The 12,200-nt window shown below is 42.6% G+C and carries 13 protein-coding genes; 6 read left to right on the forward strand and 7 right to left on the reverse strand.

From position 1 onward, the window contains the following. The coding region (locus CTER_RS20505; protein WP_004628995.1) for an HYR domain-containing protein at positions 1–3,843 on the reverse strand (3,843 nt) is incomplete at its 3' end. 324 nt (positions 3,844–4,167) lie between these two features. Between CTER_RS20505 and CTER_RS20510 the strand changes: the two genes are divergently transcribed. From CTER_RS20510 to CTER_RS20520, 4 genes are all read left to right on the forward strand, one after another. Then, positions 4,168–4,524: a sigma-70 RNA polymerase sigma factor region 4 domain-containing protein gene (locus CTER_RS20510; protein ID WP_004628965.1), complete on the forward strand. Its 357-nt coding sequence runs from the start codon at positions 4,168–4,170 to the stop codon at positions 4,522–4,524. A 32-nt stretch (positions 4,525–4,556) separates the two neighbouring features. Beyond that, positions 4,557–4,694: a hypothetical protein gene (locus CTER_RS28935; protein WP_242835039.1), complete on the forward strand. Its 138-nt coding sequence runs from the start codon at positions 4,557–4,559 to the stop codon at positions 4,692–4,694. 89 nt (positions 4,695–4,783) lie between these two features. Continuing rightward, positions 4,784–5,092 (forward strand): hypothetical protein, encoded by a 309-nt coding sequence (locus tag CTER_RS20515; protein ID WP_004628971.1) that lies wholly within the window; start codon positions 4,784–4,786, stop codon positions 5,090–5,092. A 268-nt stretch (positions 5,093–5,360) separates the two neighbouring features. Continuing rightward, positions 5,361–5,549 (forward strand): hypothetical protein, encoded by a 189-nt coding sequence (locus CTER_RS20520; protein WP_004628950.1) that lies wholly within the window; start codon positions 5,361–5,363, stop codon positions 5,547–5,549. 131 nt (positions 5,550–5,680) lie between these two features. Here the strand turns inward: CTER_RS20520 and msrB are convergent, their stop codons facing one another. Next, complete coding sequence (msrB, locus tag CTER_RS20525; protein ID WP_004628973.1) at positions 5,681–6,661, reverse strand: peptide-methionine (R)-S-oxide reductase MsrB; 981 nt, start codon at positions 6,659–6,661, stop codon at positions 5,681–5,683. A gap of 259 nt (positions 6,662–6,920) precedes the next feature. Between msrB and CTER_RS20530 the strand changes: the two genes are divergently transcribed. Further along, positions 6,921–7,652: a glycerophosphodiester phosphodiesterase gene (locus tag CTER_RS20530; RefSeq protein ID WP_004628998.1), complete on the forward strand. Its 732-nt coding sequence runs from the start codon at positions 6,921–6,923 to the stop codon at positions 7,650–7,652. Positions 7,653–7,753: 101 nt separating this feature from the next. After that, positions 7,754–9,070, forward strand: a complete 1,317-nt coding sequence (locus tag CTER_RS20535) for an MFS transporter (RefSeq protein WP_004628945.1) — start codon at positions 7,754–7,756, stop codon at positions 9,068–9,070. A gap of 54 nt (positions 9,071–9,124) precedes the next feature. Here the strand turns inward: CTER_RS20535 and CTER_RS28940 are convergent, their stop codons facing one another. From CTER_RS28940 to CTER_RS20560, 5 genes are all read right to left on the reverse strand, one after another. After that, positions 9,125–10,351, reverse strand: a complete 1,227-nt coding sequence (locus CTER_RS28940; RefSeq protein ID WP_004628963.1) for a S8/S53 family peptidase — start codon at positions 10,349–10,351, stop codon at positions 9,125–9,127. A gap of 116 nt (positions 10,352–10,467) precedes the next feature. Further along, the gene (locus CTER_RS20545) at positions 10,468–10,749 is read right to left on the reverse strand and encodes a DUF503 domain-containing protein (RefSeq protein ID WP_004628958.1); all 282 of its coding nucleotides are present in this window, start codon (positions 10,747–10,749) and stop codon (positions 10,468–10,470) included. 46 nt (positions 10,750–10,795) lie between these two features. Beyond that, complete coding sequence (locus tag CTER_RS20550) at positions 10,796–11,470, reverse strand: lactate utilization protein (RefSeq protein ID WP_004628981.1); 675 nt, start codon at positions 11,468–11,470, stop codon at positions 10,796–10,798. Between the two features lie 25 nt (positions 11,471–11,495). Then, a complete protein-coding gene (locus tag CTER_RS20555; protein WP_004628977.1) occupies positions 11,496–11,711 on the reverse strand; it encodes a DUF1653 domain-containing protein in 216 nt (71 codons plus the stop codon). Next, positions 11,708–12,163, reverse strand: a complete 456-nt coding sequence (locus CTER_RS20560) for a YaiI/YqxD family protein (RefSeq protein WP_004628968.1) — start codon at positions 12,161–12,163, stop codon at positions 11,708–11,710. Before CTER_RS20560 ends, CTER_RS20555 begins: the two co-directional genes overlap by 4 nt. Positions 12,164–12,200: the final 37 nt, after the last annotated feature.

Genomic DNA, 12,200 nt, shown 5'->3' on the forward strand with positions numbered 1-12,200 from the left:
TGTTGTATCCCTTACTATTATCCTCTGTATCCTGGTGGTCTTATTATTGTGCTCGTCTGTTGCCGTCCAGGTTACCTCTGTTGTTCCTATCTGGAATAACCCTGGGGCATCATTTGACACTTCCACACTGAAAATATCGCTGTATACAGGATTACCTATATCCGCAGGTGTTCCATCTGCTGAAGTAGCTTCAACAATTAAATCCAGAGGCGCTTCCAGCTCAGGTGGTGTCGTGTCTACAATTGTAATTTTCTGAATACCTTCACCAACATTGCCATTAACATCTTTTGCCGTCCAGGTTACATTCGTTGTACCAAATGGATATATCCCCGGAGCATTGTGGTTGATCGATTTGATTTCAAAGATGTCGGCTGCTTTTGCCTGTCCAATGTCGGTAACCTCTGTCATTTTGGCCGTAGCTTCTATAGTCAGATCCTCAGGCGGTGTTACAACGGGAGAAGTCCTGTCGGTTACGGTAATTTCCTGAGTGCCTTCAGTAGAATTATTATGTTCATCAATTGCCGTCCAGGTTACAATTGTTCTTCCAAGAGGATATGCTCCTATACCGTTATTTAATATCCTGACCTTAAATAAATCTGTTGCTGTGGCTTCTCCGATATCCACCGGTGTTTTTACTGCGGTGGCTTCTACCGATATATTATCAGGAACCTTAAGTACCGGAGGAGTTGTATCTTTTACAGTTACCTTTTGTACTCCAGTGCTGGAATTACCGTTTGAATCGGCCGCAGTCCAGATGACCTCAAAAGTACCTACGGCAAAACCGTCTTCTGGTGCATTATTTGTAATAGTAACTGCGAAAATATCTGATGCCTCGGCTTTACCCAGCTCCACAGGAGTTTTGTCGCCGGTGGCCTCTACGGTTACATCACGAGGTATACTTATTACAGGAGCCGTTGTGTCAACAATATTAATTTTTTGAGTACCGGTTGCCTCGTTATTATTCTCATCCCTGGCTTTCCACTCTACTTCGGTGACGCCAAGAGGATAGTATTTGATGTCATTACTTGATGTTTCTACCGTAAAGATATCTGTTGCTGTCGCTTTACCGATATCTACAGGCGTCAGGATGGCCGTAGCTTCGATGGTTTTATCCTCCGGAAGATGAAGAACTGGTTCTGTGGTGTCCTCAATAGTGACATGCTGAATTCCTTTTGTAAAATTGCCATGAGTATCTGTAGCCTTCCAGGTTACCGGGGTAGTACCTATAGGGTAATCCTCTAAACCATCATTGGTAAAGGTTACCGGGAAGATATCAAATGCTGAAGGTGTGCCGAGCTCCACAGGAGTTCTTCTGGCTGTTGCCTCTGCCTTTATATCTTTGGGCAGTGTGAGTACGGGATTTATGGTGTCTTCAACATATACCGACTGTTCAACCGAAGAGGAGTTCCCGTTTGCATCTCTTACATCCCAGGTTATAACTGTCTGACCAACAGGGAATAGATTATCCTGGGGACCGTTGCGTGTGATGGTTGTCTCAAATATGTCATATACCTCGGGCGGAACTACTGGAACCTTTGTCTTTTCTCCGGTTGCTTCCACTCTTATATCTTTCGGTGTGGTTATCACCGGAGGAGTATTATCGGTTATGGTTATAAACTGTGATTTGGTATCTTCGTTCTTGTTTTCGTCAACAGCTTTCCATTTTACCTCGGTTCTTCCTACCGTAAATTCCTCAGGAGCATTATTGGTAATCTCCACAGGGAATATATCAGTAGCCGTGGCTTTCCCGATATTCAATTTAACATATCTGCTGGGTGCTTCCAGGGTTATATCATCCGGAATAGTCAGCTGAGGTTTTGTGGTATCCTGAACCTTTATCTCCTGAACACCTTCGGAAACATTATTACTTTGATCTGTAGCCTTCCAGGCCACATATGTGGTGCCTATGGGATAATCGGGCAGAGCATTGTTGGTTATGGTTACCTTGAAAATATCCGTTGCCGAAGCAGAGCCTATATCCACCTGAGTCCTTCTGCCTGTGGCTTCCACTATAAGGTTGTCCGGCAATTTCAATAAAGGCTTCGTTGAATCAATCACTTCGACTCTCTGCTTTGCAATCACCTCATTGTTATTTGCATCCTTTGCCTTCCAGGTTACAAATGTTTCACCAAGCTTGTATTTCTCCGGAGCATCGCTTGAAATTGTTACAGGAAATATATCTGTGGCAGTGGCAGGCTCAAGAGTCACAGGGGTTTCAACTGCCGTAGCCTCAACTATTACATTTCCCTGCACCGTAATGACCGGCTTTGTTGTGTCATTAACAGTAATATTCTGCACGACTTGAGACACAAAACCCACAGAGTCGGTAGCCTTCCATATGATTTTTGTGGTTCCCACAGGGAATCCGTCTCCTGGAGCATCATTTTCCAGTGTCCAGTCACTTACATCTGTTACCTGGGCTGTTCCAATGTCTATCGGTGTCCTGACAGCAGTTGCTTCCAATGTGATATCCCGGGGCGGAATAACAACAGGGGTGCTTTTGTCGAGTTTTATTTCAATGTTCTCAACGGGACTGCTTTTGCCCACATTATCCGTTGCCCAGTAGAATATCCGGCTTATTCCTTCCGTTTTGAAGAGTATTTCAGTATTGTCTCCCGAAACGGTTTTCTCTTCACCTGACTCACCGGTTTTGTAATGAATCTCCTTTACACCTGATTGAGTATCTTTTGCTGTGAGAGTGAGTGTTACGTCATACTTGTTCCAGCCATTTTCATTCTTTTCCGGACTCAGTTTAGCCGTCACTGTGGGAACAGACCTGTCAATTTTGACGGTAAAGGTCTTTGCCTGCTCCTGGTTTCCGGCATTATCCACCGCCCAGTAAGTTATGACGCTTGTCCCTTCAAGATCAATATCCGCAGCGGCGCTTTGCCCCTCCAGTTTAATGGGAGTACCTTCACCGATCCTGTAGAATATTGCATTGACTCCTGAAACGCTGTCTGTTGAGTCAAAGCTTACAGTTACTTTATCATCATACCAGCCGCCCGACTTCGGCTTTGGATAGGTAGCTGTTGTGACCGGCATACTTTTATCAATGTTTATTGGTCCAAAGGTCACACTTGCAGAATTGTTGGCACTGTCAACAGCAGTACCGGTTGCAGTCTGGTTTGCTCCTTCTTCACTAAATATCTGCTCAGGAGTGCAGGATTTAATGGTCGAAAGAGAATCTGTTGCAGTATAAGCCACGGATACCGAATGGCTTGTCCAGGTTCCGGCAATGTAGTCGGCTCCGGTGTCATCCTTTGCCTGAACTGAAATAAAAGGCGGAGTCTTGTCTACCAGATTTGAACTGTATGTCCCTACCTCCACGTTGAACGTAACCGTATTACCTCCGGGGATACTGGCTTTTACCTGTAAGGTTTGAATAATTCCGGCATATGTTGAATAGACTTGATACCCTTCGCCTACATAGTTTGGATATGTATTGGCAGCCGACGCCATACCGTTGGAATCGGTTGTAACCGTAAAGATTCTGCTGTTATAGCCTCTCATAATTGAGGTTATCATACTATTGGCAGAAACTTCAAAGGTTACAGAAAGACCTGCAACAGGCCTGCCGGAGGCATCTTTTACCACGACTGCCTGCGGCAGCATGAAGCCTCGTCCTCCCGGTGCTGATGCAGTGGGCTGAGACAGTTTTATCTGCTGGTTCAGCGGAGAAACCGCATATAAGGTCTCCCCCGTTTCTCCGGCGGAATATACTTGATTCACATTAGGGATTACTGCCAGAGAAACTAAAAGTATTATGAGCGAGCAGTATACCCATTTAAATTGTTTACCCGTGTACCTAGCAAAAGCTTTAAACGGTTCCTTTAAATGTTTCATTTGCATTCCTCCAATAAGATTTGGTTTTGAATTGGTTGGTATCCGACTTTTAAATTGTTACCTGCCTCCTGATTTTAAACAGGCAACTTTTGATGAAACCCCCTTCTCATATAAAGGAATTTTTATGTCAAAAATAACAACTCGAAAAATCTCATCCATAATATACATAATTTGTATGATATTAAAAAATTTGGTTGTTATATAGATAAAAAGTATTACTATAATAGTAAAACCACTAAAATAAGTTACAAAATATACCAGTTTAAAAACAATCCTACAATTTAATATTGAAGTCCATAAAATTCATCAGGACGGAGGTTTCTTATGCAAACTAACGATGGCATCTCGGTAGAAAACTACAGAAAGCTACTGAGGAGAGCAGCATGGAGATTGCAGTATAAGGCTCGTAATCAACAGTTAAAAGAATGTTATCTCCTTTTTGAAAGCCAGGTACACGACAGCGGGTTTGAGGCAGAAATTTTATCAAATGTCTATATTAAAGAGTTATTGGATTCTATACCATGGGAGAAATGCAGATACATCATCCGGAGAACTATAATCGACGGCATGACGGAGCAGGAGGTCGCTTGTGAACTTAACATGACTCAACAGGGGGTGAATAAATGGAAAAAGAAAGGATTGGAATTGTTACGACAAACCCTGACAGATTCATACAAATAGTAAGACAGGCTCAGCAGGGTGATAAAGTGTCAATGAATGAAATTATCAATTTATTTTCTGATGATATCGAATATTTGTCCAGATACATAATGCTGCCCAGAGAAGATGCTATTCAATCTCTACGAGTCGAACTCATAAATATTGTTCATGACCAGATGACATGTTTTTAAATTTTTCCGGAAGATTGTATTTAGACTACCGAGGATTACTTGCTGGCAAGGGTAGTCCTTTTATATCTGTCAGGAAAGAAGGGGTGCAGGTGGAAACGAATATATTGATTACTTGCATAGCGGCAGTCAGTGGGGTTGTTTTTGGATATCTTACCCTCCAGGCAAGGGTAAAGGGAGAGTCAAAGCAAAGCGGAATAGAAGTCGGGCAGCTCAAAGCCGACATAGAATATATAAAACGCAGCAGTGACACGACTTTACTTGAATTGAGATGCCTGAACAAGACCGTTAACAATCATGCGGACAGGCTGGCAAGAGTTGAAGAAAGCACCAAACAGGCTCATCAAAGGATTAATGAGCTGCGAGAGGAGTTGGGAAAAGAGGTGTCGTGTAAAAGTTAAGTATCCCGAACAGTCCTGTGTCTATCCAAAGCTGCTTCCAGTCATAAATCAGTATGCATGGATTTTGACCCTGGCATATCCAATTGATTGAACCGGCCGGAATAAGCGAAAGCCCGAAACTCGCCATAAGAAACCGCATATTGAAAGGAGAGGGTTATACCATGACCATTAAAGGGTTTCAAGCCCTGACCTCGTCACAGGTGGACGGAATCCCGGGTCCAAAGGCTCAAATAAAAGCAACAGGCAAAAGAATTGGAGGTATGAAGAAATGAAGGATAAGCTGAAAAATTTAATCAATGTAAAAAGTATTGTAACTCTTGCATTGGTTTTTACTCTTGTTGTAATTGTTCTGTCGGGGAAAAAAATCGACTCGGATATTTTCCTGCTCTTCTCTAACTGTACTACCATGATTGTTACTTACTTCTTCACAAGGAAAACCACTGATGAAAATAAGTAAGTTGTCACAAAACTTGGATACAGCTCTTAACCAATATATGCAAAATCATAGTGTTCCCGGCCGGTATCCGTCAATGATTGCCACGCAGCTCTTAAAAGGGGCTTTTATTGACGGATACCGGTATACAGGGACTATTTTACCATAGGTATGAATTCTCCGTAACCTTTGTCCACCATTTCTTCAACTGGTATAAACCTCAAAGAGGCACTGTTGATGCAATATCTCAGGCCGCCCTCCCGGGTCGGACCATCCTCGAAAACATGTCCCAGATGGCTTCCTCCCACTCTGCTGGTAACCTCCGTTCTGTACATTCCGTGGCTTTTGTCCTCATTGTATTCTATAACCTCATCATCAATGGGTCTGGTAAAGCTTGGCCAGCCGCAGCCCGAATCGAACTTATCCGATGAAACGAATAGGGGCTCTCCGGTGACAATATCAACATAGATACCTTTCTTTTTATTATCCCAGAACTCATTTTCAAAAGGTGCTTCAGTTGCTTTCTTCTGAGTAACCTCATATTGTTCCCGGCTTAACTGTTGTTTCAGAACTTCATCCTCAGCCTTTGAGTATTTGGATTTGTCAACCTTTTTTCCGGCTTCCCTTTTAAGGCTGTTTATCAATTCAAAGTCAATATGGCAGTATCCGTTGGGATTTTTATCAAGATACGCCTGATGATATTCTTCCGCTCTGTAAAAATTTTGGATGGGCAAAACTTCGGTCATAATCTTTTTGGAGTATTCTTTTTGCTTTTTATCCATATATTCTTCTATGACTCTTTTGTCGGCAAGATTTTTGTAGTATATCCCCGTTCTGTATTGAGTTCCGATATCATGACCCTGCCTGTTTAGAAGTGTGGGATCTATTATGCGGAAATAGTAGTCAAGGAGTATGTTCAAAGACAGTCTTTGAGGATTGTATTTTAAATAGACAGCCTCGGCATGTCCGGTGTTTTTGCTGCATACCTCCTCATAGGTCGGATTTTCGGTTTTACCGTTGGCATATCCGACTTCAGTGTGAATTACTCCCGGAATATTTTTTATAAATGCTTCAACTCCCCAGAAACATCCGCCTGCCAGCCATATTTCAGAAAAAGTTTTGTTTGGATTTATCATAATTTCACGTCCTTTTTACTATATTATTTATAACGCTCCATCTTTACGCCTTATTACAGTTAAATTTACCCTAAACAAACAGCTTTTAAACCAGGCTTCCGTTTTTACCTAATTGTGGTTACTTTTAGGCTAAAGTGCTAAAATAGATGTTAATAACAATTAACATTAATTAACATCAGTGAGATATAAAGCTTTGTTATGTCCATATATTATAGTTAATAGATAATATCATATTATCATTTTAGGAAGGTGAATTGCAATGAAGACATTAATCTGGGCCCATAGAGGCGCTTCGGGCTACGCTCCTGAAAATACCATGGAGGCTTTTAAGCTTGCACACCAGCAGCAGGCTGACGGTATTGAGCTGGATATTCACATGACCAAAGACGGACATCTGGTAGTTGCACATGATGAAACAATAGACCGCTGTTCAGACGGCAGCGGACGCATAATCGACAAGACATTAAAAGAGCTTTTGTCCTATGATTTTTCAAATCACCTTCCCAACTATAAAAACGTCAAAATTCCTACCCTGGAAGAGGTATTGCATTTTGTGAAAGGTACTGATTTGACAGTGGATATCGAAATAAAGTCAGGGTTGGTTAATTATGAAGGCATTGAAGAGAAAGTCACCTCTCTGGTTTCAAAGATGGGCATGAAGAAAAGAGTCATCTACTCCTCATTTAACCACTACAGCCTGATGCTGATAAAACAGATCGACAAATCAATCCCCATTGGATTGCTGTACACCGAGGCAATGGTGGATCCCCATGTCTATGCGGCCCATTTGACGGCCGAGGCAGTGCATCCCTTTTACTATACACTTGCGGTCCCAGATACTGTCAAAAAGTGCAGGGAGAACGGTATCCTGGTCAATCCCTGGACGGTAAATACCGCCGAACACCTTGGATGGATGTATAAGGAAGGCGTTAATGCCGTTATCACAAATTATCCTGATACAGCCTTTAAAATCAGAAGACAGATGGCATGATGTGATGGCATATCCATAAAAAATGGTATATCCGTGGAAGTATACCTCTGAAAATAGCATACCTGTGAAACATCTGGAAAATTGCAGTGGGAGGAACACTTATGAAGCTAAACTATAAACAGACCTTTCTGATAGGCTTTGGATTTTTTGCCAGTTCCATAGCATGGGCCATGTATAATAATTATGTGCCGGTTTTGTTAAAGAACTATCTCTCAAGTACCACTCTGATTGGAATAGTAATGACTTTTGACAATATCTTCGGGGTGATTTTCCAGCCTGTATTCGGAGCATTATCGGACAAAACCAGGACCCGCTTCGGCAGGAGAATGCCCTATGTATTATTGGGGATACCCGTATGCGCAGTAGTCTTTCCCTTCATACCGTTTACCAAATCGCTGTTTTCATTAATGGCAGTCATTATAATTTTCAATTTTGTAATGTCCACCTGGAGAGCCCCCGTTGTAGCCCTCATGCCTGATCTGACACCCGCTCCGCTGAGAAGCCAGGCCAACGGGATCATCAACTTCATGGGGGGGCTTGGAAGTCTGTTCTCCTTCTTTGCCGGAGGCCTGCTGTTTAAGCTGGGAGGCATGCCGCTACCCTTCGCAGCCAGTGCTGTTCTCATGCTCGCTGCAGTTATAGTTTTAAAAGTTTTTGTCAGGGAGAAAACGGGCAAGGAGCTGGAAGAAGAACTTGCGGATAATAAACTGCCCGGATTGGCAGTTGAGCCGGCTGAACCTGAAAAATCTGCTGTACCGGCCAAAATTCACGGTTTCCCTCAGAAAAGTCCCGACGTGTCACATGCGGCCGAACCGGGAAGAAACAAAAGTCTTGTTTTTCTGCTGCTTGCTATCCTGTTCTGGTTTACAGGCTATAATGCAGTAGAAACCTTTTTCAGCCTTTATGTTACCAACACCTTGAGGGATACTTCAGGCAATTTTCTTACTGCCGGTGATGCCTCACTGCTGCTGGCAATGTTTTCACTGACTTTTCTGGGTTTCTCAATACCGGCGGGCTTTATTTCCACAAAGCTGGGCCGGAAAAGAACTATCCTTGCCGGACTTGCAGGTGTGACACTTTTATTCGCACTGATGCTTTTTACCGATAATATATGGGCATTGAGAATACTTCTGCTTCTGGGAGGTATCTTCTGGGCCTGTGTGAATATCAACTCGCTTCCCATGGTAGTTGAAATGGCTCAATGGAAGGATATAGGCAGATATACAGGCTACTATTATTTCTTCTCCTTCAGTGCGGCAATAATAAGCCCAATACTGTTCGGCTTCATCCGGGATATGGTAAGCAGTTACGATGCCATTTTTGTATATTCTTCAATATCCTTTGCTCTGGCAATAATATGCATGCTTTTTGTAACCCACGGAGAAGCCGCCGCGGATGTAAAGCAACAAATAAAATAACATTGAAGCAACATATAATAGTAAAGTATAGTTTAATACAAGTTTATCGCACTTTTATTTTGAGTTCTTTAATCTCTTAATGTTATCAAGTAGTTTTGAAGGATTAATTATTTTACCTAACTTGTCTTTATTAATACCACATGTTTTTTCGGCTTCCTTCCAAAAAGCTTCAGGAGTGATTTCAGAATTCACCTGGCATGCCAGAGCGTATAACCCTGCAACATAGGGTACTGTCCAGCTCATGCCCCCTTCTCTATAGAAAACATAATCTTTTGGGCCTGTAGGGCTGGCAGTACATCTGGAATCCATCGGTATAAGAATTTGTTCATTTTTATAGGGATATTTTTTTAAGAATAGTCCTATGGAATATGAGTTTACATCATCCGCACTTTTCAAGGGATCCCGGCCAAGCCCGGTAAAATTGTACGAGCCCACATATACAGTATATATCCCTTCTTTTTTGGCTTTGTCAATAGCTGCAAGTGCTTTTTCATATCCGTTGAACCAGCTTCCTATTTCCAACGAAATAGAAATTACCCTTATCTTTTTATTTTTGGGTAATATCTTATTGACCTCCACAATACGGTCTATTGATTTTGCCAACCAGGTCAGATCCCAATCGAAACTGTCATTTTCACCAAAGGTTCCGTGGGTCTCGGCTATGTAATAAAGATCAGCTTCAGGAGCCACTCCTGCGGATTTGCCAACGGCTATGGATGCTACGGCCGGTCCGTGCATTGCCGCCACATCTCCCGGATTATGAATTTCTTCATACATTTTTAAGCGGTTCTTATATTCAACATGGTCAACCAGCAAGGTCTGGTCAATGATTGCAATACCAATTCCTTTTCCGTTGATACCTTTCCTATGAAGTGCCCGGACTCCCAGACCGGGATTCTTTCCCAAATCCATTATTTTTTGGGGATTAAAGTCTTCCGGTAATTTTCCGGGCCATCTGGTTTTGCTGTCAAAGCTGGAAAATGTCAGATCCCTAAGCCTGCCTTTCAGGTCAAGCAATGTAAGATCGCTGCTTCTTAAATCCACCTGCCACATTTGATCGGAATCTTCATTATAGCCTGGCAATTCTGTCATTTTTCCTGGATGAATGGATGAAAAATCTGCTGCCAACGGTTTTGTTACAATGCACAACTTATTTTTAGGAGATAGTAAAGTCTTATAGACAATATTGTTTCCCTCGGCATTTATTGCTGTTTGGTATGGACTGAACAATAAAACCGCAATTAAAACGGTTGAAATTATTGCACGAAAAAATCTCTTCATACCTGTTGACCTGCCTCTCATATTTTTTTGCCCTTTAATCTTAATATCAAAATCACCCGGGTATTCACATTAATATACACAAAAAAATGGAAAAAGGTTCGGTTATAAGTAAATATTTATCTCTCTTCATACAGGAAATCCACCACTTCAGCCCCGGCATTCTCCTCTATGAAGCGCAGGACCTGGTCCAGTACAGCATTGGCCTGAGCTCTGCTGCCGGATACACAGACAGCACCTATTACGATGGTCTGATAGTAATCCTGCTCATCCACCTCTGCTATGGAAATATTAAATTTGTTGCGTGCCCGCTGCAACAGACTCTTCACAATCATCCTCTTATCCTTGAGGGAATGGCAGGTTGGTGCATAGAGCTTAACAGTCAGTGACGATACTATCATAAAGCCTCCCCGGATACACAAGCCAACTTGTTGTCATGGCAGTAAATCAATAGCCCAGTTCCTCTCCGACAAGGATTACCTTAATCCTGTCCTTATGCCTCTGGTAAGCTGAAACCACATAATTGCAGCAAATTCTGGCCGGACCCGAACAGCCGCTTTCCATTTCGCCGGGATGACTGTTGAAGGACATACATTCCCCTTTTTCCTTACAATAGGTCTGGCAGGAAAGTCTTGTAGCATTTGCGGGAGCCGCAATAGTTTTTACCCTTATTATGGCTTCGTTCAAATCCTTTACCAGTTTGTTATAACCTGCGATAATAATTACCGATTTGGGCCCGAAACAAATTGCCGCAACCCTGTTGGAATTGCCATCGACATTATATAGTTCCCCGTTTTCGGTTATGGCATTCGCACTGCTTATATATGCATCAGCAGAAAAGGAATCAATAAATATCCTATTTATCTGCTCGCCTGTGAGCCCCTCTTCGTACCTGTCCAGAAATTTGTACCTTCCCGAACGCAGCAGGTCTATGACACCGCTTTCAAACAGAGTCATGGCACCGCCGACTCCGACAGTATCCCCGTCCTTCAGCAGTTCACAGACCTTTTCAGGTATCTGGGCCTTTGTTTCAACATAGTGTACCTGCATATTGTTTTTCTCAAGATTTTTCATTGTTTTGTCTATTCTTTTTCCGATAATTGCCTTAGTGTTTATATCCATAATTTTTTTAACCCCTTTCCACATACTACTCCCCGATGTATTCAAAACGCCTGAAAGTCTGACCGTCACGCTGAACCATCTCATCCCACATGGAAGCAGGACGAACCCATATTCCCATTTCACCGTAAAGTGCCTGATATACCACCATGTCCTCCAGTGTTTCACTATGCCTGGCTATGTATAGCACTCTGTATTCCTTTCCTTTAAAATGTCTGTATATTCCCGGCCTTATCAGACTCATCCCGGCCCTCCCTCCAACTTCTGTCTTTCCAGAAGGCTCACCAGCGCTTTTTCAAACACCTCATCATTTTCTCCGGTACGTTTTTTTATAGGCCGGGTCCTGCCTCCCGCCCTGCGGACCTTTTGTCCCAGATGCCTTTCAAAAAGCAGTCTGTCAATGTTATCATCGGTATAGATGAGTCCGTTCTGATTTAATACTCTGGCACCCTTTCCCAGCCCCATTGCGGCAACGCCGTAATCCTGTGTAACCACAATGTCTTCGCGCTTCAACAGGTTTATAAGCTTTATATCCACACTGTCCCTTGCTTTGTCTACAGTGATCACAGTACTGTAGCCGTCCGAAAGCTCATGACTTGTATCAATGATCATGGTCACCGGAACCTTGTACTTTTTTGCAGTTCTCACTATTATATCTTTAACCGGACATGCGTCAGCATCAACAAGTATCTGCATAAACAGCCTCCAAACCGTAAACATATTATAAAATATC

It is taken from the genome of Ruminiclostridium cellobioparum subsp. termitidis CT1112, assembly GCF_000350485.1.
Lineage (GTDB): Bacteria > Bacillota > Clostridia > Acetivibrionales > DSM-1351 > Ruminiclostridium > Ruminiclostridium termitidis.

Coding starts and splice junctions, on each gene's coding strand:
- CTER_RS20545 (WP_004628958.1), bottom strand. CDS start 10,749: ATGATAGTATCGTCACTGACTGTTAAGCTCTATGCACCAACCTGCCAT.
- CTER_RS20550 (WP_004628981.1), bottom strand. CDS start 11,470: ATGGATATAAACACTAAGGCAATTATCGGAAAAAGAATAGACAAAACA.
- CTER_RS28940 (WP_004628963.1), bottom strand. CDS start 10,351: ATGAAGAGATTTTTTCGTGCAATAATTTCAACCGTTTTAATTGCGGTT.
- CTER_RS20560 (WP_004628968.1), bottom strand. CDS start 12,163: ATGCAGATACTTGTTGATGCTGACGCATGTCCGGTTAAAGATATAATA.
- CTER_RS20510 (WP_004628965.1), top strand. CDS start 4,168: ATGCAAACTAACGATGGCATCTCGGTAGAAAACTACAGAAAGCTACTG.
- CTER_RS20530 (WP_004628998.1), top strand. CDS start 6,921: ATGAAGACATTAATCTGGGCCCATAGAGGCGCTTCGGGCTACGCTCCT.
- CTER_RS20535 (WP_004628945.1), top strand. CDS start 7,754: ATGAAGCTAAACTATAAACAGACCTTTCTGATAGGCTTTGGATTTTTT.
- CTER_RS20555 (WP_004628977.1), bottom strand. CDS start 11,711: ATGAGTCTGATAAGGCCGGGAATATACAGACATTTTAAAGGAAAGGAA.
- msrB (WP_004628973.1), bottom strand. CDS start 6,661: ATGATAAATCCAAACAAAACTTTTTCTGAAATATGGCTGGCAGGCGGA.
- CTER_RS20520 (WP_004628950.1), top strand. CDS start 5,361: ATGAAGGATAAGCTGAAAAATTTAATCAATGTAAAAAGTATTGTAACT.
- CTER_RS28935 (WP_242835039.1), top strand. CDS start 4,557: ATGAATGAAATTATCAATTTATTTTCTGATGATATCGAATATTTGTCC.